Here is a 24599-nt window from a genome sequence, read left to right on the forward strand (position 1 = left end):
AATGGGAACCAAGGACCAAACCACTTTTGATGTCTGTGTGATCGGTGGTGGTCCTGCAGGCTCAGTAGTATCCCATCGTTTGGCATCGTTAGGATATAAAGTATGCATAATTGAATCCCAAAAGTTCCCTCGACCTAACCATATTGGGGCTTCACTACTTCCCAGTACTTTGCCTTTATTAGATTGTATAGGAGTACGAGAGTCTGTTGAAAATACGGGATTTCTCCTCCACGAGCGCACAATTGTTTGGTGGTCAGAGACTTTTCCTATATATAAAAATCAACATGAGCAGCCTGGATTCCATGTGGATCGTGGCCAATTCGATCAATTACTTTTGCAGAATGCCAAAGAGAATGGAGTTGAAGTCCATCAACCAGCTCATGCATTTCGTCCGGAAAGGATCAAGACTCAGAAATGGCAGATTCGCATCCGTCAAGATGGAATGCAAAGAACGATACTATCTAAAATAGTAGTTGATGCATCTGGTGGGCGAAGTCTAGTTCCCGGACGCCGGATTCTAGCATCAGCTCCTCTTCTAGCTTTGTATGCCTATTGGAAAGGCACAAATTTTCAGACAATTGAAGCACGTATTGAAGCGGGAGAAAGTGAGTGGTTTTGGTATGCACCTTTAAGTCAGAACAAAGCAGTTACTGCAGTTTTTCTTGATCCCAGTTGCTTATCTCTAAACTCAAAACAAGGAATTGAAAATATATATCACAAGTTACTGAATCGATTCAGATTGTTCCCTGCTAAATTTATCAAAGGTATTGAGGGTAAAGTAAAAATATGTGATGCATCAACTCGGTATGCAGAGAACCCTATAGGAGACAGCTTTATTCGAATTGGAGATGCCTGCTTATGTTTAGACCCATTATCTTCTCAAGGTATTCAGTCAGCAGTAGCTTCAGGCTTGCAAGCTGCAATTATCATCAATACTTTTCTCAAATATCCTGAAGATACAGAATTGGCAATTTCCTTTTATAATGCTCGCCAAAAAGAAAAAAGAAACGAATACATAACAAAAACGGCTAGTTTTTATCAACAAGTCGCTGCTGTTCGTAATAAACTATTTTGGCATCAGAGGGCTACTTTTCCTGAAGGTCAATTAGCTCCTATTCTTAAGACAAAAAGTTTCGATGGTAATTGTAAAATTCAACTATCAGATCATGCATATATGAACTCTACACCCATAATCGAAGGAAATAGAATTATCTCTAAGCATGCTTTATATCATGATATGTTATCTCGTCCAATAGCATTTGTTGGTGGAGTGGAAATAGTACCTTTGTTGAGAAAAGTTAGTCCAGGGACAACAATACAAGATATCTTACAGGTTTGGTCGAAGAATTTGCCAGTTGAGCTTAGCTATAATATTATGGCTTGGCTTTGGATTCGTAAAATCATTGTTCCTTTTCATCTATGATTGATACTCGATTCTCAGAGTTGATTTCTCAACAGAAACTAAAGTTACTGATTGATGCGTAAGTAGTCAAATAAAATAGCCATAAATCATGGCTTCACTCGTTTCTGGATAGAGTTCGTAATCCTTCCCCAAACGACGATAGCGATTCAGGCAACTAAAGGTCGTGCATCAAAAAAATGTGGGATCTCGATTTACAAAGGGTTTCAGTCTTTTTGGAGTATCTCCTGTAAGCCTTTAGTGTTAGATGCCTGAGCGATTGTTACAGATTTTTTCACACTTTTCTAATGCACAACCGATAGACTCCATGCAACCCACCTGCGCTAGGGCTGTATAGTCTGCTGGGGGCAGTTGGTTCTTGAATCTAGCTAACACTTTTTCTGGATCACCCTTGAGTGACTGTGCCAGGAAGGATTGCCAAAGTTGGTAGAGTATCGGCACTCTCTTCATAAAGAAGAACATTATGCGGCTCATTGGGGAAAGATCTTCAGCAAGATCCATCTGCCATGCCCCAGAAACAATAACAGCAGAATGGAGTCTTTCAGGCATCTTGGCGACACAGACTGCGACATATCCACTGCCGCCAGACATACCCAAAACAGAAAATTTATCTAAATTGAGTGCATTGGCAAGACACTCTATATCATTGACCCAGTCGGAGAATCCTCGGTGCGGTTGAAAATCAGATTGCCCAAGCCCAGGACGATCGGGGGCAATCAGCCTCATCCCAGCTCGCTGAATGTTCTCATTGCCTAATACCAATGGCTCTAAGCGACAGGAGGGAGAACCATGAAAATAGAAAACGGGATATCCCTGAGGATCACCATATTCAGCGTAGGCTAACTGTCGCTGATCCGGCAGGGTGAGAAAAGTGGTAATTTCCATGGTCATTTCTCCCCAATAGGCGTTCTGGCTAGAGGCCGTTCAATCTTCTGCTGAAGGTTGGTAACACGCTTGGATTTGCTGTTTAACGTGATGGGCGCACTTTTGAAAAGCCAGGATTTCTTCGGCATTGAGTTGGGTTTTTATCCGACGATGCACCCCGTCTCGGCCCACGATACAAGGAACGCTAAGACAGCAATCTGATACATCACAATACCCGTCAATCAAAACACTAACAGGTAGGGTATGTCGCAGATCCTCGACGATGCTAAACACAATCATCTCTACGGCCAACGCTACGGTGTAGTTGGTATAGCCTTTGGCTTGGAAGATGGTCCAGGCAGACCGCTTGGCATCTTCGACCATCTGTTGGCGTAAGGGGTTGGCATCAATTAATTCACCCCCGATCATGGCGGAACTGAGGGCGGCAAACTGGCTGTCCCCATGCTCTCCCAGAATATAGGCGTTGATATCAGAGGAATGGATACCCAACTGGGCAGATAACAGATCCCGAAACCGGGCAGAGTCTATCAATGTGCCGGTACCGATGACGCGTTGCCAAGGGTTGAGATGGGTGTGCTGCCTGATAATTTGCAGAATTTCGTAGTTTAGGGCGTCAACGGGGTTGCTGATATTGATAAAGATGGCATTCGGACTGTGTTGGAGAAGAGGCGGGATTAAGGTGTTCATGATCTGAATGTTCTTCGCCAGCAAGGCACTGCGGGCCTGCATCTGCTTGGGCATAGGAGCACTCGCAGCAATGACGATAATGTCGGACCCAGCGGTGTCCTCAAGATCGCCATCCCGAACCATTAGCCGATAGGGCGTCAGTGCGACGGCTTGCTGAATATCAATGGCCTCGGCATGGGCAATCTCCCTAGTGCGGTTATAGAGAACTAACTCGGAGGCTAACCCTTCTTTCGCCAGGATAAAGCTGATGGTTGAACCTACTTTGCCAATGCCGATTATAGAAATTTTCATATTACGACGCTGGGATGGAAATGGATTGTATATCTGCTTGATTCGTTAACTGCATAATTCTTCAATGGGAAGATGATGAATTGATAGAGGGGATCGAAGCGGGCATGATTGTCTCTATAACGTTGACGACAATTGCACTTATTGCGGGGGCTCAAAATCTGCACTGGGTCAGTCGTTCAGATAGGGTGAATCCTCTTAATTATGACAATCGCTGCTGCTGGCGTGTCTGAGAAATGATCAAACTGTGACCTCGGCATTGAAGAAGCCTAGCCTACCTTCGATTTGAGAAACCATCTGAGATGAACAGCTAGATCGTAATTCGGAGAAAAAGTCTCTGGCATCAGAGTCATTCAGACCAAAAATTAAATATTTTTCTGGCGCTTTCCTTCTCTATTGAAAGATTGCTTGGCTTCTCAGTGGTTCGTTTACCGTCTGAAGTTTTTAGGTAAGCAATGATGACGATTACTTTTAAGCAATATCCAAAGTGTATTTCTGATCTATTCAACTATGGATTAATGTACGCGGTGGCAGAATATAAAATTCATTCTCCACAACCCTTAACCCAGTCTGAAAGTTGGGGCTATTGGACTCAACCTAGATCACCATGGATGGAAGGGTTGGCAAGAATTTATCCGCTTAAGGCACAACGCATCTCTTTCCTAAATCGGATGCTTGCTCAAGATCATGCCAGCGGTATTGAAACTCATTACGATGTTTCCAATGAGTTCTATGCTTTGTTCCTAGACGAAAGATATCGGTTTTATACCTGTGCTGAATTTCAGTCAGAACAAGATTCTTTAGAAGAGGCACAAGCCCATAAAGCTCAATATCTCTTATCGTTAATGCAATTGCAGGGGAACGAGAAGGTTCTAGATCTCGGGTGTGGTTGGGGAGCCATGTTGAAGTTTCTCCAAGATTCAGGCCATCAGGGGCCATTAGCAGGATACACCCTATCAAAAGAGCAGTTAGCCTATGCTCAACAACGGTTAGGGTTAAACGTCTCTCTCACTAATTTTATTACGGATCAGTTTGTAGAAACTCCCTATGATTGCATCTTTTCGATTGGTGCTTTAGAGCATGTTCGCCCCCATGAACTCACAGATTTGTACCAAAAAATTTATGATGCACTCGTTCCTGGTGGCAAAGCGGTGCATCAATTCTTCTCTCTGGAGCGTGAGCCCTATCCAGCATCAATGGTTTTGATGCAACTTTTTTTCCCAGGGTCTCTATTGTCTATGCATAAGACTCATCTCCAAATCGCTCATGAGGTCGGGTTCCGTATTACCCATGACTCAATTCATGACTACAAACCCACTTTGAAAGCCTGGTATGAACGATTGGCCAAAAACCAAGATCAAGCGATTGAGCTAGTGGGGCTAGACATATTCAATCGCTATATGACCTTTTTCCCGATCGCATGGCTGTTCTTTGAGCAGCATGAAGCTGAACTCCATAGAATCGTGATGGAAAAACCAGAGACTTAAAAACTTAAATGAGAGGATCATGAACGAATCTTCACATTTTTGAGATCGAGAGGGATATCTAGAGTATCTGCTCTAAAATTGTTGGGTCTTTAATCTCATGATCTTTAGCCAGCATAATGGCCTTGGAAATCACCTCTGCCGTTTTTGGATCATTATCGGCAAAGGGCAAAAAGAGCCGTCCTCGATGTTGACTATGAACGGGCACCACACAAATTGCGCCACCGGGTTGACGATGCACCATTGCACTGCCCAGATGAACGCTATAGCTACCCATCTTCCCTTCGATTAAGGCATGAGAATTTTGCAGTTGAATATTATTAAGCTGGAGCAGGCGGCTGGTTTCTTGGAGCAGGGAAGCTCTCATTTCTACCGTCGAAGCACTGGCTTCTGGATCGACGCCGCCCTGGTGGGCCACGCTGACGACTAGATCTAGATCCCGCATCACTTCACTAAAAAGACGGGAGGGAACGGCGGATAATTCCAGGGGCTTGTAGGTGGTGCGATCGCAAAAGCAAATCTGATCTAAGGTAAACCCTTCCACCTCCGTCGGCGTATACCAGCCCTCTTCAAATTCAAGCCAGACCACAATCTGTTGATCATGAAAGGTACGCCGAATCCCTTCGTCTGGATGGGCGACCCAGCCCCGCTTGCCCAGGAGGGCCAAGGACTGCCGAGGGTTGACTTGATGCCCTGCATACCGACAAGAGCCAGAACCCCGGCCTTGTTGTTCTGCCGTAGTCAAAACATAGAGTTCTCGGAAAATCTGCTTAAAGGGTTGGACTAGCTCCGACTGGAAACAGTATTGCTGCCAGAGATGCCAATCATCCCGCTCGGCTAAATCAACGGAGTGAGCAATGCGTAGCTGCATGGATGCTGTGATGGCCACGGTCTGACCGTCATGGTTGAATAATCCATCCACCTGGGGCAATCCGGCTACCCCGGTATCACTCTCAATAAACACCAGGCGCTGTAATACGGGTTTTAACAGGGGATGGGCTAAGAGTTGCTTTAACTCGGTGCCAGTGAACTGATCGCCCCGGCACATGGATTGTTCTAAGGATTGAGTGATACGACTGGCCTGCTGGGTAATCTCTTTTTTGCGCTGTTGCAGGGCTTTGATCTCTGGATTTTTGCGGAGTTTAGCTGGGACTGATTTGAGGGATTTCCCATTTTTAAGCACCGAAATCTGGGGTTTACCATCAGGAGTGATGGTTAAACTGACGGTGACCGGATCAATCTCTACGGACACAGCGCCAGTGGCCAAATCTTGGATCGCCATCCCTTCCATGGCCCATTCCAGCCGCTGCGGATCGGGATACCCAGCGGTGCGCGCTAAGTTATCCATGCTAATGCGAGCGGCTAGCTTTTCACTGGCTTGACGCTGGGAGCCAAACTTACGGCTCTCCCGCAGAAATTCTTGGATGATTTGATAGCGTTCCAGGAGGTCTGCGTCTCGCTTTTTCCCTCTTGCTAAAGGCAGTAGGCCCAAGGCCCGCACACTATCTTGATGGCGCTTGGTTTGCAGCCGTTTAATCAGGCCAGCTCGATCGGTTACCCCGGTCATAGCCTCGGCAAAGAGTTGTGCTCGCTTATGCCCTCCACCGCCAGAGGTGTACTTGGCGGCTTCATTTAAGGCCGTCCACCGATCCGACTTCATGCCTTTGCGAATCCGCTGAAACCAGGCCACATCCACAGCGCCATCCAACAAATCCTGGCTAGAGAGGGGCGTCCGTTCGGCAATCTGAGCGGCCCACAGGTTGCGAATATCAGCATCCACCTGCCAAGCCTCATCTTTGGTATGGGCATGAAACCACCAAACGGCTTCCGCAAACCCTTTCCACCGCAGGGCATGTTCAATGTAATTCACCCATTGGGGCGCATACATGGCCAGCTCTACAAGCTGCTGGGTGGGGATAGCGGCAGCTTTAACGATTTTGGCAAAGTCCTGGGGCGTTTCGTCTTCTCCCGGAAAAGAAACCCGACATAGATGGCTTAATACCGCAGTCCGACTTTTACTATCCGAGACCCAACCCCGAATAAATTTTTCATTATCCAGCTTTTGCAGGAGGTTCACTACGGTGGCAATGCCTTCAATGGAACTGAGATTCTTGGCAACTTCAGTGGCTGCGGTGGGCAGTTCGCCTCGGGTAAGTTCGACTTCCAGGATGCGATCGCAACATTGATTCACGATCTGACCGATCTTGGGATTAGCCTGTATGCAGGGATGCGGCTTCCGTTGGGTCAACTCTCGCAGTTCGTTAAACCTCGAAGACATGGGGCGAGCACCAATTAAGTAATCGCAGAAATCTGCATCAGTAGCAGCTTCAGCACCATAGGCTAGGGTAATTTCCTGCAACTCAGGCCGATGGCGTTGAATAAATCCTTCTTGGACAGTTTCAAAGCGGTCGTAGCTATAGCGAGTTTCTCCTGATTTAACCCGCCAATAGGGGACACTCTTATCGCTAGGTTCATCAATCCAACGCAGGAGCTGCCAAAGGTGGCGAAACTGTTCCACAGACCATTCTGTCGGGTGATCACGGAAATGAGATCTGGCTAAATTTAGCCACACCAACAGTCTTGAATGACGCCACTCCTTCCGCTTGCTTGCCGTATGTTGATGGATGATAGCTAGGGTATATTGAGCTGCATTTAACAAGGCATCAATTAAATTTTGGGGTGGCTCCAAATAAATCAACCAAGATAGAAGGCCGGGTATCAAAGGGGAGGTTAGTTCAACTGGGCTAAACCACTGCTCAAAAAGTTCCAGTTGCCACTTGGGCGGTTGGTTGCGTCCACGATCCATTCCAAACTCGTAGTGAAATGGCTGGCTATTTGCACCATGACAAGCCGCAATGGCACGAATGATTTCCAATCCATCTGGATCTCGTAAAGCCTTTGGGCGATTCATTAACCAAGTCTGCCAAACTTCTGCCAAAGGAAGTCTTTTTAGATTCTCCTCCTGAGATAGCTTGAAATCGGGTGTTGGCAGCCAGTAAAGATTCCCCAATAATTGTTCCTGGGGATAGTCGCTATTGAGTACAACCTCCTCAGTCCGGTGCTCGTCAATTAGTGCATGTAAGGAGGCCAGTATTTCTTGGGCTGCCTCGGAAACCAAGGGAATGGGATGTTTGGGTTGTTTCGGGCATTGGGGATGCGATCGCAACTCCCAAGGCGCTAAACCCAAAGCATCATCCAAGGTGGGAATATCCTGTTGATCCGCCAGAAGCTGATCAAGCAGTTCTTGTTCACTTGCCGTCCGCTTGGGACGCTGGCTAGCGTAGGCTTCAGCGACGGGTTTGACCTGGCCCCGATCCGTTTGCTGAAGTTGGACAAGCAGTTCTAACCCGGCTTTGCGCTGAGGGGCTTTAGACTGGCTTAGAAGTCGTTGGGCACTCTCAATGACGGCATCATCTTCTTGTTTTAACAACAAGGACAGCACACCCCTCCTCAAGTCTGCTGCTTTGCGATATAGCATCGACTCCAGGGTTTGGGCTTCAGGGGCAGTTGGACAGTAGCGATGAGCGTTGAGAGCACTCATGATTTGCTCCCGGACATAGCTACTGCGATCGCGAATTAGTTCAAAAACAACCTCCCGAGTCTGATCATCCCAAGTTTGCTTAATTAACTGTTTCCCCACTTCAATGCGGCCCCATTCGCCCATCATGGTTCGATAAGGCATTAACTGCTCAACAGGGCGGTCACCTAAACTGCGAACCAGATTGTCGGCAACACTCTGCAGGGTAATGGTGTAATTCATCCATGACCACACCAGGGGTTCAATGGATGTTTCTTTCGCGGAAAAGCGGTTGATAAACGTTTCTAATGCTTCAAAGCCAGCCCTGCATCCCAAGGAGAGATAGGCTTGAACGGCAACTCGGATATCATTGTCGGCAAGACTGGGAATAAGGGCCTCTCGGGCTTGACTGGTATCTAATTGACGAAGCAGATAAGCCGCCACAAATCTTTGCTCAACGGTCCCTGTTTTCAGAAGTTCCACGGCAGGTGGAATTGCTAGATCGACATTTTCGAAGGCCAGAGACCAAAGGGCGAGATAAACCCGATTAGGGTCATCATTTTGGAGGAACGCAGTTCGTTGGTTCGGGTGCTCCAACACCTGGAGAAGCAGTTCTAAACTTTCTTGCACCCGACGCTGATGCTCCACCTCCCAACCCAGGCCAAACCATACATCCACGGCTCGGATCGTGGCACTAAAGCGGACAAGATTATGCTCTAGGATAACGCGGACGATCCGTTGAAAGGCTTGGGGATGGGCTTCATCAATGGTTTCTAAAATGGTTTGCCGTAGTCCTTCTTGGCGTTGGGCAGCCACTAGCAGATTCTCAATCAACTCCCAGCCCTCGGGGCGATTGGCGACTAGCAGGGCGCGAGTCACATGCCGCCCCATGGCACCAATCTCATGGTCACCCCGAGCGGAGTCACAGAGAGTCTCGAAAATCTGATCGCCTAAAGCATCGCCTTGGTTGATGGCTGCAGCGAACAAGCGCCCTAGAAGATCGGCACTATAGCCCAGATAAGGAGCCCAAGCTGCATACCAGTCCAGGGGCTGTTCATACCCTCGGACAATCCCCAGTAATGACTGAATAAAATTCCGACGGGCAAATTCATGATGTTCAGGATGGTCCGAGCGAAAGGCTCTGCGAGAGTAACCCACCTGATAGGGGAGGGTCGTAATCAAATCGTAAGCTAGCAACACATAGTCGCTGATTTGAGGAAAGAGAACCTCAAAAAGTTGGGACCGCTCTGATTCTGAAAGCTCAATCGCGTCTTGACAGGGCTGCCAGTAGGGCTCTCGGTTATAGGGGTGGTCCCACTCATAGAGTGAATCATCTAGGCGCAACATTCTCCGGCCAATATGATTCAAGTGGTCCGGTAATGCGGCCAGTTCAGTGGCTCGGCGATCCGACCATTCTTCAACCCGAAATTTCTTCAGGGATTCCTGCGCAAGTTCACGATTTAGCATGTTATCCCCCTACCAGTGCAACGAGTCGAATAAACGTTAAGCGGCTATCGAGCTTGAGATGCACGGTGGCATCTAACGCTTCCTGCTGCACATCATCCAGAAATACGTAGTACAGCCCATCAATAAAGCCCATAATGGCGGTCTCGATCGCCGCCGCCTCATCCACGCCTTGTTCAAAGTCGCGATCGCCCATGGTTACTTTGCCCTCAGCCAAGCCCTGATGGATCTCGTCCTTCCTTAGGAACCGCTGTAACTTCTGCTCCGTTTGCCGCGTTTGAAAAGCCTGGACTTCAGCCCTCACTACACAGGTAATCAGGTCACGGAGCGTGAGGGGAGAATCTTGTAGAGAAGGTGGGATGGGAATGGACCAATCAGAAAAGATGGGACGTCGTTTCCCAACGACTTTTCCCTCAACGGTGATACAGGAAGTCATGTGATTAGGAGGAGAAGTGAAACAAATGTACTATAGCCAATGAAAATTAAATTGTCATCAGTGAAAAAGCAGAATCTTGCGGGTGATACTCAATCTACTTCTAGGGAATGTTCAACCAGGAACCGCCCTGCTGATAATGCCCCTAGATTACTCTCATAGAACTCACCATCGGTATGGACCTGATGTTCGGGGGTGATCACCCAACATTGATATCCCCATTCCAATGCATAGGAGACACCAATTAGCCATCCACCGGGAAATCCAACTAAATCGGTTAGGGAGTCTATTGCCATTCAACCCTCCCTACAAAGAGGAAAAAGAAACTTTTTTTGCCCTGTTGACACAAGACTAGTACAAGTATACTATACTAGTCGAACAACCTCAAATTATCCTTTTGGAGACCCAATCATGGCCACCCATACCGACGCTTCCGAAAAGCAAAAAGCCCTGGACTTGGTGATGAAAAATGTGGAACGGACCTTTGGTAAAGGGTCAATTATGCGTCTTGGGGATGCCACGCGGATGCAGATTGAAACCATTTCTACAGGCGCTTTGACTCTGGATCTGGCGTTGGGGGGCGGGCTACCCAGGGGACGAGTGATTGAGATCTATGGTCCTGAAAGTTCTGGAAAAACCACCGTAGCGTTACATGCGATCGCACAGATCCAAAAAAACGGCGGAGTCGCGGCCTTCGTCGATGCTGAACATGCCCTAGACCCGGTCTATGCCGCTGCCTTGGGGGTCGATGTTTCTGAACTTCTGGTCAGCCAGCCTGACTCCGGCGAGATGGCCCTAGAAATTGTCGATCAGCTGGTCCGCTCTAGTGCCGTTGATCTGGTGGTGGTGGATTCCGTGGCTGCCCTCACCCCCCGTGCTGAAATCGAAGGGGATATGGGCGATTCCCACATGGGATTACAGGCTCGGTTAATGAGTCAGGCCCTCAGAAAAATCACCAGTAATATTTCCAAATCCGGCAGTACTGTTATTTTCCTCAACCAGCTTCGCCAGAAGATTGGTGTGACCTACGGTAGCCCCGAAGTCACCACAGGCGGAAACGCCCTCAAATTCTATGCTTCCGTTCGCCTCGATATCCGCCGCATTCAAACCCTCAAAAAAGGCACGGATATGTTTGGGATTCGGGCCAAAGTCAAAGTCGCCAAGAACAAAGTGGCTCCTCCGTTTCGAATTGCCGAGTTTGACATTCTGTTCGGCCAAGGCATTTCCACTACAGGATGCCTGGTTGATATGGCCGAAGAAACAGATGTGATTGTTCGCAAAGGGGCTTGGTATAGCTTCGATGGCAACAATATTGGCCAGGGACGAGAAAATACGATTCAGTACTTTATCGATAATCCGGAATTCGCTGAGAATGTCGAGCAACAAGTCCGCCAGAAGTTGGAGTTAGGGGCTGAAGTCTCTGCCAATTCGATCACAGCTGTGGAAGTTGAGGAAGAAGAGGCCGCATAATACCGGCTTAATCTCCATCCCCTATCATTTCAACGCTTAATTTGTCCGACCTGATTCTTACATTGAGGAACATTCAATGATTGGATATGTGACTTTAGGTACAAACGATATCGCTAAAGCAGCCCAGTTTTATGATTCTCTTTTCGAGGTGCTTGGCGGCAGCAGGTTTATGGAGTTCGAAAGTTTTATTGCCTGGAGTACGGGACCCGATCAGCCCAGCGTCTGTGTAACCAAACCCTTCAATGGCGAGCCTGCCACCGTTGGCAATGGCGTCATGATTGCCCTCATGGTGGATAGCAATGACAAAGTAGATGAAGTCTACAAAAAGGCCATTGAGCTGGGTGCCCAAGATGAAGGTCCAGCCGGGCCAAGAGGCGACATAGAAGGATTCTATGCGGGCTACTTCCGGGATCTAGATGGTAATAAACTCAATGTTTTTCATATGCCTTCGCCCTAAAAGGTTGCAGGCATTATTAATTGACTGCGTCTGATCGCAGAGGCAGCATCATTTCGGCCTTAATCTGCAGTACCTATTTTCCGAAATCGCACAACTAAACCACAGTAATTCCGCATACGACTGACTACTGCTTAAAAGCAAAAGGAGACAGCCATGGGTTTACAGGATCAAATCGGCAGTTTTTGCTGGTGGAGTTTAATGACAAAGGATGTGCCAAAAGCAAATGAGTTTTATCATCAGCTCTTTGATTGGCAGTTGAGTGAAATGGAAATTCCCGGCCATGACAATGCCACGATTTACGCTGCGGGAAAAGGTGGATTTGCCAATCCAGTCCCCATCGAGAACGACTTTCCGTTCCCCAGCCACTGGATTGCCTACATCACTGTTGCCAATGTCGAGCAAGCCTGTCAGCAGGCAGAAAAGTTGGGGGGCAAGGTCAGTGTTCCTACCTTTGAGATTCCATCCGTGGGCCACACAGCCGTGATCAATGATCCGGTTGGCTCCGCTTTTCATGTCTTCACCCCAGAGCAGGACAGTGACGATCTGAATATGATCGGTAATGGTCCTGGAGAGGTTTGCTGGATGGAACTTCTAGTCGATGATCCAACTGCTGCTTTACCCTTCTACTCCGAACTATTTGGCTGGCAGTTTTCCGCTCCTATGCCTATGAACGGTGGAGAGTATTACATCGCCAAGGTGAATGGTGAGGATGTGGGCGGGATTATGAAGCGACCGCCAGATGTACCCCAGATGCCCCCCGTCTGGATGAACTACTTCTCCGTCAACTCAGTGGATCAGTGGTCAGATAAGGTCCAATCCTTAGGGGGTAAGATTGTGGTACCCAAAACGGAAATACCGGGGACGGGATTTTTTGCCTGTATGGAAGATCCAACCGGTGCCCATTCCTATTTATTTGAGCTGGCCCGTTAAACTTTTAGCACGTCAGCGTGTTTGAATTATGACCTACGAGGCCGCTCATCCGACTCATCCCCCGACCGAACAGTTACAAGGGGTTGTAGAGCGGCTAACCTATCATTCCGATGAATCGGGATATACCGTGGCCCGCTTCAAAGCCCCTAGAACCCGTGAGTTAATCACCATTGTGGGCAGCTTTGCTAATATCCAAGCGGGCCAAACCCTCCAAGTTCAGGGGATTTGGCGGGATCATCCTAAATACGGCGCTCAATTTCAAGTCAAACAATACCAAGAAACGAAACCCGCTACCCTGACGGGGATTGAAAAGTACCTCGGGAGTGGCTTAATTAAGGGCGTGGGTCCGGTCACCGCCAAGCGCATCGTCGCTCATTTTGGCCTAGAAACCCTGGATATTATTGAGAACCAGATTGAGCGCCTAGTTGAAGTCCCCGGCATTGCCAAGAAGCGAGTCAAACTGATTCAGACCGCTTGGGACAGCCAGAAAACCATCAAAGAGGTGATGGTGTTCCTCCAGGGCCATGGTGTCTCCACTACCTATGCTGTCAAAATCTTTAAGCAGTATGGAGACGAAGCCATCGATATCGTCACCCAGAATCCCTACCGACTGGCAACGGATGTCTATGGCATTGGCTTTATCACTGCCGATCAAATTGCCCGTAGCTTAGGCATTCCTCCTCACTCAGAGTATCGCTATCGCAGTGGCCTCCTACATGTCCTTAGCGAGTCCGCCGATGAAGGGCATTGTTATCTACCTCAACCTGAGCTGATCACTCGGGCCGTAAAGCGATTGGCCCTCCCCGAATATCAGCCCAAGCCCGATCAAGTGGAATATTTGATCCATGCCATGGTCGCGGACGCTGAGCTGATTGTTGAACAGTTTGAACGGGAGGATGCAACGGAATTGTTGTGCTATGCTCCTCCCTTCTTTCGAGCGGAGTTTCATTTGTCTCGCCGATTACTCCAATTACTCGCCAATCCCCTAGAAGTCGATCAGGGTCGAGTCCGTCGTTGGCTCGATCGGTTTATGGAACAAACGAATGTCCATCTCTCGGAGCAACAGCAGCAGGCTGTGGAGTTGGCCGCTAGCCAGCGAGTTGTCATTCTCACGGGTGGACCGGGCACGGGGAAGACCTTTACCACCCGGACCATTGTCGCCCTCTGGAAAGCCATGGGGAAAGAGATTGTATTGGCTTCTCCCACCGGACGAGCTGCCCAGCGACTCAGCGAAGTAACGGGTCACGAAGCGAAAACCATCCATCGCCTTTTAGAGTTTGACCCTAAAACCATGAAGTTTCAGCGGGATGTAGACCACCCCATTCCTGCTGATGCGGTGGTGATTGATGAAGCATCCATGCTGGATTTGTTTCTAGCCAATTCCCTAATTAAAGCCATTGATACCAATGCCCAACTGTTGCTCGTGGGGGATACGGATCAGCTACCCAGCGTCGGACCCGGAAATGTGCTGCTGGATCTGATTACCGCCCAGAGAATTCCCGTCATGGAACTAACAGAGGTTTTTCGTCAAGCCCAAGCCAGTCAAATTATCCAAAATGCTCATCAGATTAACCAAGGCAAGTTCCCCCATCTAGAGTCTGTCAGCCCTGCGCCCAAGACGGATTGTCTCTGGCTTGGGGCACCTGAGCCGGAGCAGGGTCAGCAAGCGATTCAAGAACTCATCAATGATCTGATTCCGCAATTGGGATATGTGGCGGCACGAGATGTGCAGGTCCTTTGTCCTATGACCAGAGGAGAGGTGGGGACTCGCAAGCTGAATCAAGTTCTGCAGGCATTGATTAATCCCCCTAGTCCGAGTAAAGCTGAGTTAACCCGAGGGGGGCTGATTCTTAGGGTGGGCGATCGCGTACTTCAACAGGTCAATGATTACAATCGCGAGGTCTTCAATGGCGATATGGGGGTGATCGAGGCGATTAATCTAGAAGAGGTTGCCGTGACGGTTCGGTATGCTGAGCGGTCTGTTTCTTATGATCTGGCAGACTTAAATGAAATAGGGTTGGCTTGGGCCGTCACGATTCATAAGAGCCAGGGGTCAGAATATCCCGTTGTGATCCTGCCTATGTATATGCAGCATTACATTATGCTGAGCCGCAATCTGCTCTACACAGGTTTGACGAGGGCTAAGAAACTGGCGATTCTAGTGGGTCCCAAAAATGCAATCAGCATGGCGATTCGACAGGTGAAGGATAAGCAGCGATATACCTTGCTGGACAAGCGGTTGAGCTTTGTTGCTCAGTGATGAATTCAGCTATGGGGCATTTCTTACCGGACTCTGACGGGAGTCCAGAGTTAAACTCGATTCACGTTTATTGGATTTGAATAGGAGATAGGGACTGAACAAATACATCCTTAGAATTAAATTTTTAGTGGTTATCCCACTCGGCATAGAAACTCCGCAGATAGTGAGCTAGAGAACGGTTATCCTTGGCTTGCCCCTCTAATTCAGCGATATTCTGCTGCCTAAGCTGTTCCTGTAGACGGTCAATGATTTCTCCCTCATTGACCTGACTGGATTGCCCATCCCAGATCACCCAGTCTCCATTCACCATGACATGCTTAACATGTTGACGGGTTGCTCTACGAAGCAGGCCATCAGGGGCTGACAAGGGCCACATGCCTTGAATGGCTGCCCAATCAACGAGCACGAGATCTGCCATTTCGTTCTTGGCCAAGCAGCCAAGGGGGATATCCTCCCCTAACGTAATCCGTCTGCCGCCTACGGTGCCCATCTGCCAAATGGTCTGTGCTTCTAGGTTGGGCGAGGACGCCCTTGGTTGATTACCCAGGGTCCAAGCCAATCTCATTTCCCGTAGATAATCTTGATCATCATCTAATCCATGACCATCTAAACCAATCCCTAGGTTAATCCCGGCCTGATTCATCACCGCGATGGGGGCGATGCCGCTCCGGAGTCGCAAATTACTGCTGGGATTATGGGCAACGCCAACTCCTCGTTCTGCTAAGCGAGCTAAATCTGCTTCGTCTACCCAAACCATATGGGCACAAGTCAACCAGGGACCGAGCACACCTATTTCATCTAGATGTTGGACAAAACTTTTCCCCCAACGACGGTAGGCATATTGTTGTTGATAGCAAGTCTCCAGTAGATGCATTTGCACCCGAGTTTGGTGCTGTTGGGCAAAGTCAACTGCTTCCAGCAGTAATGGATCGCTACACCATTGCCCACCTGCAGGGCTGACATGAATTTGAACAGTATGCTGCTGATCATCGTGAAAACGGTTGTAGAGGTTGCGGCATAAACAAAAGTAATCTTTAGTGGACAACACCGAGGAAGCATCGGTCGGCTCGATCAAGGATCGTAGGTTTGCCGGTAAATGGCGGTGAAAGACTTCTGGGTCATAGGCAATAGGGTTTTGATCGACAATAGGGGGATGGAATGCAACTCGAATGCCCACATCTCGATAGCCTTGAATTGTCTGATCTGCCTCAGTTTCTAGCGTTTGCCAATTACGGGGATTGTGACTATGAGAGACAGTCCCTACTCCAGATTTCAGTAGCTGTAACCCATCAAAGGCTGCTGCAAGATAGGGATCAAGGGTGGGCTGAGCCCCTAACTGGAGCAGCCAAATTTCGAGTAAGTCATCGGCGATTCCAAAGGATCCTGTGCCAATGGCACGACCATGGTCATGACTATTCACCAGTGCTGGCATCAGCAGGAGGTGATCGCCACCCTTTTGTGGAGTATCAGGATAGCGATCCGTCAGTTCCTGGTGTGATCCAGCAGCGACAATTCGGTTCCCCTCAACACAAACACCAAAATTGGATTGAGCCGGAACATGCGGGTTGGGTAGTGCTGTTCCAGCCCAAATAATCTGCTGAGGATGGGGATTCTCTAACACCAAGGGATCTCAGCTCACACGCTGTTTGAATGGATTCCGTAGCATGGGGTTTAGGGTACATTGAAACAGAAAATAGCATCTGAAACCTTTACTGTCAAAGCATTATAGCCTTAGCGTTGCTTTTTATCCCTAATGTACTCTAAACCCCAGATTGCTGAATGCCTGAAAGTCCCGCTAGCCAACGTAGAGAATTCTGTCTGCTATATCGGGCATGGGAAGGATATGGTGTCGATCATAAATCACTTTCTGATGATGCACTGATTCTTTTGACATAATTAGCTTCTCAAAGCTATATTAGTAAGTACTTACTCACTTTAGAAAAATGGCACGCCCACCAAAAATCTCGAATGAAAATATTCTGGCGATAGCACGAGAGATCTTCCTGGAACAGGGGGTGGGGGCTTCAACCCTTGATATTGCTGAGCAGGTTGGAATTTCTGAAGCCTCCATCTTCAAGCGGTTCAAAACAAAGCAAACTTTATTTGCTGCAGCCATGGGCATTTTGGAGCAACCGCCATGGTTGTCTGTACTCGCAGATTATGAGCCCACAGCCAATGTCAAATCGGAACTTACCGATATTTGTGAGCAAATGTTGGCGTTCTATCAGGATCTAATGCCACGGGTTTTGATGGTAATGGCTCAAGGTAAAGTATCCGCTCCACTACCGATAGTGCCACCACCCATCCGAGATCGAAAGCTCTTAGTTGGCTTTCTTGATCGAGCAGTGCAAGCAGGCCATCTCCGAACCTGTGATACGCAGACTGTCGCACAGATGATTATTGGAACCATCATCAATACTGTTGTTACTCAGCATATGATCCACAAATTATCTATCCAGCCATCCATGCCAAATTTTGTATTTCCGCCTTCAGAAACGCTTATCAAAAATTTGATTGAGACGTTGTGGATGGGGATTGCACCTGATTCATAAATTTTTTATTCAATTCGTAAGTAAGTACTTACATTTTATCGCTTGAATATCTTGGAGGCCAACAGTGGTTTCGAGTCAAATACCTACGCAAGAGCCCCGTCAACCACCAAAAAAATATTCCTTATGGCGTAGGCTTCGATGGGGGTTGTTGGTGTTGATGATTGTCTTTGGTCCTGGTCGAACGAGTGTCCAATTTTTAATGGCTCGCAGGGAATCCTCTGGGACACAACTGTTGACTCAATCTGTAGAACGGAAAACGCTACCCGTGACGATTACGGCCAATGGGGAGGTTCATGCAGCTCGATCAATTAATCTTAGTCCCAAATCGGCTGGGGTGATTGAACAACTATTGGTGCAGGAGGGAGATCGTGTTCGTCAAGGTCAGTTGATGGCGATCATGGATGATGCCAATCTGCGAGGGCAACTGATCCAGGTGCAGGGCCAGCTTGCCCAGCAAGAAGCAAACCTCCAGCGGCTGCTCGCTGGAAATCGCCGAGAGGATATCGCTAAGGCCAAAGCTCAGCTCACGGAAGCTCGTGCCCAATTACAGCAATTGCAGTCAGGAAGCCGTCCCCAGGAAGTTGCTCAGGCGGAGGCCCGTCTACAGCAAGCCCAAGCTACGTTAAAGCTAAGAGAAACGGATTGGCAACGATACCAGCAGCTTTATCAAGCAGGTGCAGTCTCCCGAGAAAGTCGCGATCAAAAACGGACAGATCGTGATGTTGCCAAGAATCAGGTTCGGGAAGCAGAACAAGCCCTAGCTTTGCAACAGGCAGGCCCTCGCTCTGAAGAATTGACACAGGCAGAGGCCCGAGTCACGCAGCAAGAACAAACCCTTGCAGCCCTTCAGGCGGGGAACCGAACGGAGGATATAGCCCAGGCTCGTGCCCAGGTCTTATCAGCCCAAGGGTCACTCGCTACGATTCAAGCTCAGCTGCGGGATGCCAAAATCCTGGCTCCCTTCGATGGGGTGATCACCCAAATTTATGCGGATGTGGGGGCTTTTGTCAGCCCGTCTATGGCTGGGAGTGGCATCTCCGCTTCATCTTCTTCGATTTTGACCTTAGCGAGTGATCGCTATGAGGTCGTCGTCAATCTATCGGAAGCCCAAATTGCTCAAGTCAAACTGGATCAGAAGGTGAACGTGAAGATTGATGCGCTACCAAAGACGCCTTTGACGGGGACTGTTTCCCAAATTGCGCCCCAAGCCACCGTCACCCAAAACGTCACCAGTTTTGAAGTTAGGGTCACTCTCCCATCTACTACTACCGAGAAGTTGAAGGTTGGGATGAATGTAGAAGCAGACTTTGAGGTGGATCGATTGGAGAATGCACTCTTGGTCCCCAATGCAGCGGTTGTTCGCCAAGCTAACCAAGAGGGGGTTTATATATTAGCGGAGAATCGTCAACCGAAGTTTCAAGTGATTCAAACGGGAGCAACGGCCAACGGACAAACAGAGGTGACTTCAGGGCTGAAGGGGCAAGAGAGAGTGTTGATCAGTCCGCCTACAGAGTCAAAATCAGGACCTAACCGACGGCTTCCCTTTGGTCCGCGTCCTCAGGAGTAGTTATGGCAGTTTTCAAATCCAAGCCTCAGCGGATTTCAGCCTTTGAAATTGGAGAAATGGCAATTGTCGCACTCTGGGACAACAAGCTCCGCAGTGGACTGACGATGTTGGGCGTGATTATCGGCATCGGTTCAGTTATTTCAATTTCCTCCATCGGTCAGGGGATTCAGCAATCGACTGAAGATAGTATTCGCAGCCTGGGTACGGATGTGTTGCAGGTGATGGCAGGGTCAGCGAAAAGCGGTGGGGTTAGCCAAGGTCAGGGGTCGATCACAACCCTGACTTGGGAAGATGCTAAAGCGATAGAAGCCCAAGCACCCTCTGCAACTGTTGTTTCAGCATACTTACAGCGCAATACTCAAGTTGTCTATGGTGAAGAAAACACGGCCACCACAGTCTATGGTGCTGATCTCAGCTATCCCGAAGCCCGCAATACTTTCCCAAAAACAGGACGATTCTTTACTGCAGAGGAACTGGAAACCGCCGCTTCAGTAGTCGTAATTGCCCCTACCGTTCAAAGCAATTTATTCCCTAATCACGTCAATCCCATTGGTGAAAAGCTGCGGATTCAGGGAGAGATATACGAGATAATTGGGGTGATGGAAGCTAAAGGCTCTCAAGGTCCCATTGATCGCGATGATGCAGTCTATATCCCCCTGACCAGTATGTCGGCTCGGATTATCGGTAACAATGCCCTGATTGGTGTATCAGTAAATGGAATCTATATTAAGGGCCAGGACGAATCTCAACTCGATATTGTCAAGTTCCAGGTGGAGAATATCCTCCGCCTTCGGCATAATATTTCCTCTCCTGCAGAGGATGATTTCCGGATTACAAATCAGGCCGATATTCTGCAAACCTTCACCACAATTTTGGGTTTGCTAACAATCATGATTGTGACCATTGCTGGGATCTCCCTGGTCGTGGGAGGGATTGGCATTGCCAACATCATGTTGGTGTCTGTAGTAGAACGCACACGGGAGATTGGAATTCGCAAAGCGTTAGGGGCTACGGATGGAGCAATTCTGAGCCAATTTCTAACGGAGTCGGTGGTGATTTCCGTCGTGGGGGGTGTAATTGGCATTGTTCTGGGGGTAGGCATCACCTTTATTTCAGCGACTGCCTTTGGCTTTACTTTTATTGTGTCCAGTAGTGCGGTGGCGATTGGTGTTGGTTTATCCACTACGGTTGGCTTAGTCGCAGGGGTTATTCCCGCTCGCAACGCAGCCCGACTCGACCCCATTGAGGCTCTTCGCAGTGATTAGGTGTCTAAAGCGAGCGTGTCAGCCATGATTATTCTGGAAAATATTACCAAATGCTATCAACTGGGTGACAATCAAGTCCCCATTTTGAGAGGAATCGACCTTCACATCCAGCCAGGAGAGTATGTCTCCATCATGGGTGCCTCAGGCTCTGGTAAATCAACATTAATGAACATCATCGGTTGCTTAGATCAGCCCACGGATGGTCAATATTTTCTGGATAACCGCAACCTAACCACTTTTACCAAAGATGAATTAGCGCTAATACGCAATCAACAGATTGGCTTTGTGTTTCAACAATTTAATCTATTGCCTCGTTCCACCGCCTTGGAGAACGTGATGTTGCCCATGATCTATGCAGGGATTCCAAAATCAGAGCGGCGTTGTCGAGCTGTTGAGATGTTGGATCGAGTAGGACTAGGCGACCGCCTGATGAATCGTCCGAGTCAGCTTTCAGGTGGACAGCAGCAACGGGTTGCGATCGCACGAGCCCTAGTGAATAATCCTGCCTTGCTATTAGCAGATGAACCAACAGGAGCCCTGGATTCTCAAACCTCACAAGAAGTCATGAATTTGTTTCAGACTTTGAACCAACAGGACATTACGATTGTGGTAATTACCCATGAACTTGAGGTCGCCACCCAAGCCCAGCGTCGCATCACGATTTGTGATGGTCAGATATTGAATCATTCCAAAGGCGAGGTAACCTAAACGTCTAAAAGTACCTTTCAGAAAGGCTTTTAGAGGCTGAATAGATGAATTTTAAAGAAGTTATTTCTTTGAAACCTATACCTGAAGAACAATACGTCGATTTTGGTGCTTTAAAAAGCTCGAAAGTTATCGCCTGAAATCCATGCTGTCAAATCATTACAGCCTTAGCGTTGTTTTCTGTTCCAATGTAACCATAACCCCAGCATCAGCTTATCCCTCTTGCCGTGACGGTCAAAGCCTGTAACCAACGCTCTATCTAGATGCTAAAAAAGCCTCAGGCAAAAAGCTGTGTATAACCCTACGGTCCAAACTAATTAGCTTGGACCGTAGGGTTGATGGCTTACGGAATCCGTATGGGACTCCAGGCTCGATATCGTCAGTTTAAGCTACCAGACTTACGGGGCGGTTGCTGAAGACTCAGTAGATTCTTCACTGGTTGAGGGGTTAGAAGAACCAGTGGGTTCAGGAGAAGAAACTTTTGGATTAGAAGACGGTAGCGCCTCTTGACTGGAAGGATTCGTGGGTTGAGGAGGAGCAGGCTGGTTTTGGATAATGGTGGGTGGAGCAGCGGGTGTTTCGGTGCGTTCGGCTGCAGGTAGATTGGGTAAGGTGATGTTGATATCAGGCGGTGTTGAGGACTCTGAGGGCTGAGCGGGGATCACTTTTGGCGTCACTTCGGTGTTCTGTCGGTTCGTTAAGATGTACCAAGCTAAAATTCCCAGTCCGAAGAACGTGGTCGCGATCACCCCAACCAAGAGGCCCCGAGCGGCATTATCGTTATCTCGAATTTTGAGTTGGCGATCCATTTCGAGCCGGGCTCGTTCCAATCGTGCGTCCATCGCTGGATCATCACTGCTTACGGTTTCGCGATGTTTACGTACAGACCCATCAGAGTAGCGCACTTCTTGATCGATGATGATTTTTTCATCGGATGACGGTTGGGGATATGGACGGTTTGTAGAATGTGTCATAAAGGTTACTTCCAATTACTAAAGGACAGTGCATCTCTCAATGGGGAACATAGGATAGAGTGCCTAACTGCCAGAACTGGATTCAGTGTTCTCATTACTAGGATTAGGGATATCAATGTCAGGTTTAGGTAGATTAATCTCTGGTTTGGGGACATTGATATTGATGTCTGGTTGGGGTGCTTCCGGTTTGGGGACATTAATCACTTCCGTATCTCCCGTTGATGGCTGATTGGTTTGGGCAAACACAAGCCATCCGCCAATTCCCAATACTGCGACGGCAAAAACGCCCACAAATAGTCCAGTTGCTGGATTGCTTTGATTTGCACGACTGCCAGCTGCATAGCCTTGCTCGTAGCGAGCTTGTTCTTTCTCTAATTGATTCATAGGGTTTCCTTAACGTTCGGTTTCAGTGTATGGGGACCGATAGGGGGGCATCATCTTCCCAAAGTAGGAACTGGGGGGGTGACCGTTCTCCCCCTAAAGATGGAGACAAGACCGTCCTGGATACTCTTGGACAGGGACTAAACCCGTTTTGTTAGGCCAAACAAGAATGAAACAGACGATAAAAATGCAGAACAAGATTTTTGCGATCGCAGCGGCACTGGCAGCAATACCGCTAAACCCAAGAAAGGCGGCAATTAAAGCAACCACCAGAAATGTCAGAGTTAAATTGAGCATAAAAACGTCTCCCTTGTATTGATGTAAATGGTTGAAAGAGGTTAGTGAGAAAAGCGAGATCCGAGGTGCGATCTCATCTCCCTACAAATTGAAGTGGGTGCTTTGTCTGTCTGAGCTTTTCGTTGATAAACAAAATGATTTCTGTTTGTGATGGTCGCAGGCCGGTTGTAGACCATCGCACATCAACTCAATGTCGATTAAATAGGATAGGAGGGGTTCTAGCTCAAATCATCTGGATAGACTGTCGAGCAATGAAATGGCCAAATTGATGCGATTCAAATCTTCATCCTGGATATAGAAGAACTCTCAGCAATAATTTAGCCAGCTTGACTCTGATTGATCTATCTTCCTCACAATTGGAGCCATAAGTAATAATGCATAGATGGCATAAATTAAGCTTCCTAGAATGGAATGAATCTCAAACGACCATCTGGTAGTCAGTCTGCTATTTTTTAAATGTAAATTTTTATTCGAGTAAATACTATTTTAATTTTTTACTTTTGATAATTTATGAAAAATAATAGCCATGTTTTTGGTAGTATTCTTTAAAAGTTTATAGAACCCCTTTTTACAGCACTTAAGAGAAAAAACTAAAGTAAAACCTTGACTAAAGCTAGGTTATTTAGATCATGGTCCCTAGCGAATAGCTTCCACTAGCCAGTGCTTATTCCTATTCTTAGGAATGGCTATATTCTCAATTAAGAATTCTACTGAAATTTGGCTTTAGTAGCTATTTTGGATCGATTCTTGAGATTTAGACTAGTTGTCTAGGTCAAACATAACTACTAATTGAATCTCTGCCTGTCATTGCTATATAGGACTATCTTATAGAGCAATCAGTTAGTGCTGGATATATTTTGCTTTCCTTAAGTAAGCGCTCGGGGATACTGCATATAAATGCAGCATCCCCTCTTCATAACTTGACGATTTTTTCGATTCTTTAATGTCGAAAGAAATCCATCTGGAATCACTAGAAGTAAGTCAAACTCTTGCTTCAACAAAGTGCTGCCAACCTTCTACTGAACTTATTTAGTAACAAGATAGTTTAAATGTTCTTGTTTCCGAATATCTAGATTTTGAGTTGTTCAGTTTTGCTCGCTCGTTTACATCTGTTTATTAGGAAGGAATTCATTCTTATGCGACTATTCATGCGCCGTTTTGCTGTATTGACTTTAGTTTTAGCCAGCTGCTTGGGTTTGACGGGGTGGTTGCAACCTGCCAATGCACTGGATATTAATTTAGCTACAACGTACCGAAATCCTGTAGATGCCAAGCTAGAAACAGATTTTGGCCAAAAAATTGACTTAAATAACACCAATGTTATTGCCTTTAGCCAATATAAGGGTCTATACCCTACCATCGCCGGTAAAGTGGTTCAGAACGCTCCCTACAGTAGTGTCGAAGAAGTCCTAAATATTGATGGCTTAACGGATGTTCAAAAGAAAATGCTGCAACAGCATCTGGGTGACTTTACGATTACAGACCCAGATCCAGCCTTAGTTGGGGGGCAAGATCGCTATAACCCAGGGGCTTATTATCCTGTTCGTCGCTCATAATCACCAA

The 24599-nt window shown here is 47.7% G+C and carries 20 protein-coding genes and 1 pseudogene; 11 read left to right on the top strand and 10 right to left on the bottom strand.

Going from position 1 to position 24599, the window contains the following annotated elements:
* Nucleotide 1 precedes the first annotated feature (1 nt).
* Entirely contained in the window at nucleotides 2–1423 is a 1422-nt protein-coding gene (gene qhpG, locus AM1_RS22750; RefSeq protein ID WP_012165261.1) for a flavin-dependent monooxygenase QhpG, read from the top strand.
* A 66-nt stretch (nucleotides 1424–1489) separates the two neighbouring features.
* On the opposite strand, the pseudogene AM1_RS44290 reads toward qhpG, so the two are convergent.
* From AM1_RS44290 to AM1_RS22760, 3 genes and pseudogenes are all read right to left on the bottom strand, one after another.
* Nucleotides 1490–1585: pseudogene (locus tag AM1_RS44290) on the bottom strand (IS5/IS1182 family transposase); the annotation flags it as partial.
* A 78-nt stretch (nucleotides 1586–1663) separates the two neighbouring features.
* Nucleotides 1664–2305: an alpha/beta fold hydrolase gene (locus AM1_RS37725; protein ID WP_012165262.1), complete on the bottom strand. Its 642-nt coding sequence runs from the start codon at nucleotides 2303–2305 to the stop codon at nucleotides 1664–1666.
* 39 nt (nucleotides 2306–2344) lie between these two features.
* Nucleotides 2345–3283, bottom strand: coding sequence for a malate dehydrogenase (locus AM1_RS22760; RefSeq protein ID WP_012165263.1), 939 nt, complete (start codon nucleotides 3281–3283; stop codon nucleotides 2345–2347).
* A 452-nt stretch (nucleotides 3284–3735) separates the two neighbouring features.
* Here AM1_RS22760 and AM1_RS22765 point away from each other — a divergent pair, with 452 nt between their 5' ends.
* The gene (locus tag AM1_RS22765; protein ID WP_238549047.1) at nucleotides 3736–4767 is read left to right on the top strand and encodes a class I SAM-dependent methyltransferase; all 1032 of its coding nucleotides are present in this window, start codon (nucleotides 3736–3738) and stop codon (nucleotides 4765–4767) included.
* A 58-nt stretch (nucleotides 4768–4825) separates the two neighbouring features.
* On the opposite strand, the gene AM1_RS22770 is transcribed toward AM1_RS22765, so the two are convergent.
* The 3 genes from AM1_RS22770 to AM1_RS22780 all read right to left on the bottom strand — a co-directional run bounded on the left by AM1_RS22770 (nucleotide 4826) and on the right by AM1_RS22780 (nucleotide 10474).
* A complete protein-coding gene (locus AM1_RS22770) occupies nucleotides 4826–9748 on the bottom strand; it encodes a DUF5724 domain-containing protein (protein WP_012165265.1) in 4923 nt (1640 codons plus the stop codon).
* Nucleotide 9749: 1 nt separating this feature from the next.
* Complete coding sequence (locus AM1_RS22775; protein WP_012165266.1) at nucleotides 9750–10181, bottom strand: hypothetical protein; 432 nt, start codon at nucleotides 10179–10181, stop codon at nucleotides 9750–9752.
* Between the two features lie 89 nt (nucleotides 10182–10270).
* Nucleotides 10271–10474 (bottom strand): hypothetical protein, encoded by a 204-nt coding sequence (locus AM1_RS22780; RefSeq protein ID WP_012165267.1) that lies wholly within the window; start codon nucleotides 10472–10474, stop codon nucleotides 10271–10273.
* A gap of 115 nt (nucleotides 10475–10589) precedes the next feature.
* Here AM1_RS22780 and recA point away from each other — a divergent pair, with 115 nt between their 5' ends.
* The 4 genes from recA to recD2 all read left to right on the top strand — a co-directional run bounded on the left by recA (nucleotide 10590) and on the right by recD2 (nucleotide 15295).
* Nucleotides 10590–11648, top strand: a complete 1059-nt coding sequence (gene recA / locus AM1_RS22785) for a recombinase RecA (RefSeq protein ID WP_012165268.1) — start codon at nucleotides 10590–10592, stop codon at nucleotides 11646–11648.
* Between the two features lie 76 nt (nucleotides 11649–11724).
* The gene (locus AM1_RS22790) at nucleotides 11725–12105 is read left to right on the top strand and encodes a VOC family protein (protein ID WP_012165269.1); all 381 of its coding nucleotides are present in this window, start codon (nucleotides 11725–11727) and stop codon (nucleotides 12103–12105) included.
* 153 nt (nucleotides 12106–12258) lie between these two features.
* Entirely contained in the window at nucleotides 12259–13035 is a 777-nt protein-coding gene (locus AM1_RS22795; protein ID WP_012165270.1) for a VOC family protein, read from the top strand.
* 28 nt (nucleotides 13036–13063) lie between these two features.
* The gene (gene recD2, locus AM1_RS22800; RefSeq protein ID WP_012165271.1) at nucleotides 13064–15295 is read left to right on the top strand and encodes an SF1B family DNA helicase RecD2; all 2232 of its coding nucleotides are present in this window, start codon (nucleotides 13064–13066) and stop codon (nucleotides 15293–15295) included.
* 124 nt (nucleotides 15296–15419) lie between these two features.
* On the opposite strand, the gene AM1_RS22805 is transcribed toward recD2, so the two are convergent.
* Nucleotides 15420–16916, bottom strand: coding sequence for an amidohydrolase family protein (locus tag AM1_RS22805; RefSeq protein ID WP_012165272.1), 1497 nt, complete (start codon nucleotides 16914–16916; stop codon nucleotides 15420–15422).
* A 322-nt stretch (nucleotides 16917–17238) separates the two neighbouring features.
* On the opposite strand from AM1_RS22805, the gene AM1_RS22810 reads away from it, so the two are divergent.
* From AM1_RS22810 to AM1_RS22825, 4 genes are all read left to right on the top strand, one after another.
* Complete coding sequence (locus tag AM1_RS22810; RefSeq protein ID WP_012165273.1) at nucleotides 17239–17847, top strand: TetR/AcrR family transcriptional regulator; 609 nt, start codon at nucleotides 17239–17241, stop codon at nucleotides 17845–17847.
* A gap of 64 nt (nucleotides 17848–17911) precedes the next feature.
* The gene (locus tag AM1_RS22815) at nucleotides 17912–19414 is read left to right on the top strand and encodes an efflux RND transporter periplasmic adaptor subunit (RefSeq protein WP_071819962.1); all 1503 of its coding nucleotides are present in this window, start codon (nucleotides 17912–17914) and stop codon (nucleotides 19412–19414) included.
* 2 nt (nucleotides 19415–19416) lie between these two features.
* Complete coding sequence (locus AM1_RS22820) at nucleotides 19417–20679, top strand: ABC transporter permease (protein ID WP_012165275.1); 1263 nt, start codon at nucleotides 19417–19419, stop codon at nucleotides 20677–20679.
* Between the two features lie 24 nt (nucleotides 20680–20703).
* Nucleotides 20704–21387, top strand: coding sequence for an ABC transporter ATP-binding protein (locus AM1_RS22825; protein ID WP_041661007.1), 684 nt, complete (start codon nucleotides 20704–20706; stop codon nucleotides 21385–21387).
* Nucleotides 21388–21782: 395 nt separating this feature from the next.
* Here the strand turns inward: AM1_RS22825 and AM1_RS22830 are convergent, their stop codons facing one another.
* From AM1_RS22830 to AM1_RS38780, 3 genes are all read right to left on the bottom strand, one after another.
* The gene (locus AM1_RS22830) at nucleotides 21783–22358 is read right to left on the bottom strand and encodes a hypothetical protein (protein ID WP_012165277.1); all 576 of its coding nucleotides are present in this window, start codon (nucleotides 22356–22358) and stop codon (nucleotides 21783–21785) included.
* A 63-nt stretch (nucleotides 22359–22421) separates the two neighbouring features.
* Nucleotides 22422–22742: a hypothetical protein gene (locus AM1_RS22835; RefSeq protein WP_012165278.1), complete on the bottom strand. Its 321-nt coding sequence runs from the start codon at nucleotides 22740–22742 to the stop codon at nucleotides 22422–22424.
* A 93-nt stretch (nucleotides 22743–22835) separates the two neighbouring features.
* Nucleotides 22836–23036, bottom strand: a complete 201-nt coding sequence (locus AM1_RS38780) for a DUF1328 domain-containing protein (protein WP_012165279.1) — start codon at nucleotides 23034–23036, stop codon at nucleotides 22836–22838.
* Between the two features lie 1136 nt (nucleotides 23037–24172).
* On the opposite strand from AM1_RS38780, the gene psbU reads away from it, so the two are divergent.
* On the top strand, nucleotides 24173–24592 hold the full coding sequence (gene psbU, locus AM1_RS22845) for a photosystem II complex extrinsic protein PsbU (protein ID WP_012165282.1): 420 nt from the start codon (nucleotides 24173–24175) through the stop codon (nucleotides 24590–24592).
* The last annotated feature ends 7 nt before the right edge of the window (nucleotides 24593–24599 follow it).

Source organism: Acaryochloris marina MBIC11017 (assembly GCF_000018105.1).
Lineage (GTDB): Bacteria > Cyanobacteriota > Cyanobacteriia > Thermosynechococcales > Thermosynechococcaceae > Acaryochloris > Acaryochloris marina.

Excerpts from the sequence above, each read along its gene's own strand:
- AM1_RS37725 (WP_012165262.1), bottom strand. The coding sequence starts at position 2,305 with ATGGAAATTACCACTTTTCTCACCCTGCCGGATCAGCGACAGTTAGCC.
- qhpG (WP_012165261.1), top strand. The coding sequence starts at position 2 with ATGGGAACCAAGGACCAAACCACTTTTGATGTCTGTGTGATCGGTGGT.
- AM1_RS22830 (WP_012165277.1), bottom strand. The coding sequence starts at position 22,358 with ATGACACATTCTACAAACCGTCCATATCCCCAACCGTCATCCGATGAA.
- AM1_RS22825 (WP_041661007.1), top strand. The coding sequence starts at position 20,704 with ATGATTATTCTGGAAAATATTACCAAATGCTATCAACTGGGTGACAAT.
- AM1_RS22795 (WP_012165270.1), top strand. The coding sequence starts at position 12,259 with ATGGGTTTACAGGATCAAATCGGCAGTTTTTGCTGGTGGAGTTTAATG.
- recD2 (WP_012165271.1), top strand. The coding sequence starts at position 13,064 with ATGACCTACGAGGCCGCTCATCCGACTCATCCCCCGACCGAACAGTTA.
- AM1_RS22765 (WP_238549047.1), top strand. The coding sequence starts at position 3,736 with ATGATGACGATTACTTTTAAGCAATATCCAAAGTGTATTTCTGATCTA.
- AM1_RS22780 (WP_012165267.1), bottom strand. The coding sequence starts at position 10,474 with ATGGCAATAGACTCCCTAACCGATTTAGTTGGATTTCCCGGTGGATGG.
- psbU (WP_012165282.1), top strand. The coding sequence starts at position 24,173 with ATGCGACTATTCATGCGCCGTTTTGCTGTATTGACTTTAGTTTTAGCC.
- AM1_RS22790 (WP_012165269.1), top strand. The coding sequence starts at position 11,725 with ATGATTGGATATGTGACTTTAGGTACAAACGATATCGCTAAAGCAGCC.
- AM1_RS22820 (WP_012165275.1), top strand. The coding sequence starts at position 19,417 with ATGGCAGTTTTCAAATCCAAGCCTCAGCGGATTTCAGCCTTTGAAATT.
- AM1_RS22770 (WP_012165265.1), bottom strand. The coding sequence starts at position 9,748 with ATGCTAAATCGTGAACTTGCGCAGGAATCCCTGAAGAAATTTCGGGTT.
- recA (WP_012165268.1), top strand. The coding sequence starts at position 10,590 with ATGGCCACCCATACCGACGCTTCCGAAAAGCAAAAAGCCCTGGACTTG.
- AM1_RS22760 (WP_012165263.1), bottom strand. The coding sequence starts at position 3,283 with ATGAAAATTTCTATAATCGGCATTGGCAAAGTAGGTTCAACCATCAGC.
- AM1_RS22775 (WP_012165266.1), bottom strand. The coding sequence starts at position 10,181 with ATGACTTCCTGTATCACCGTTGAGGGAAAAGTCGTTGGGAAACGACGT.
- AM1_RS22810 (WP_012165273.1), top strand. The coding sequence starts at position 17,239 with ATGGCACGCCCACCAAAAATCTCGAATGAAAATATTCTGGCGATAGCA.
- AM1_RS38780 (WP_012165279.1), bottom strand. The coding sequence starts at position 23,036 with ATGCTCAATTTAACTCTGACATTTCTGGTGGTTGCTTTAATTGCCGCC.
- AM1_RS22835 (WP_012165278.1), bottom strand. The coding sequence starts at position 22,742 with ATGAATCAATTAGAGAAAGAACAAGCTCGCTACGAGCAAGGCTATGCA.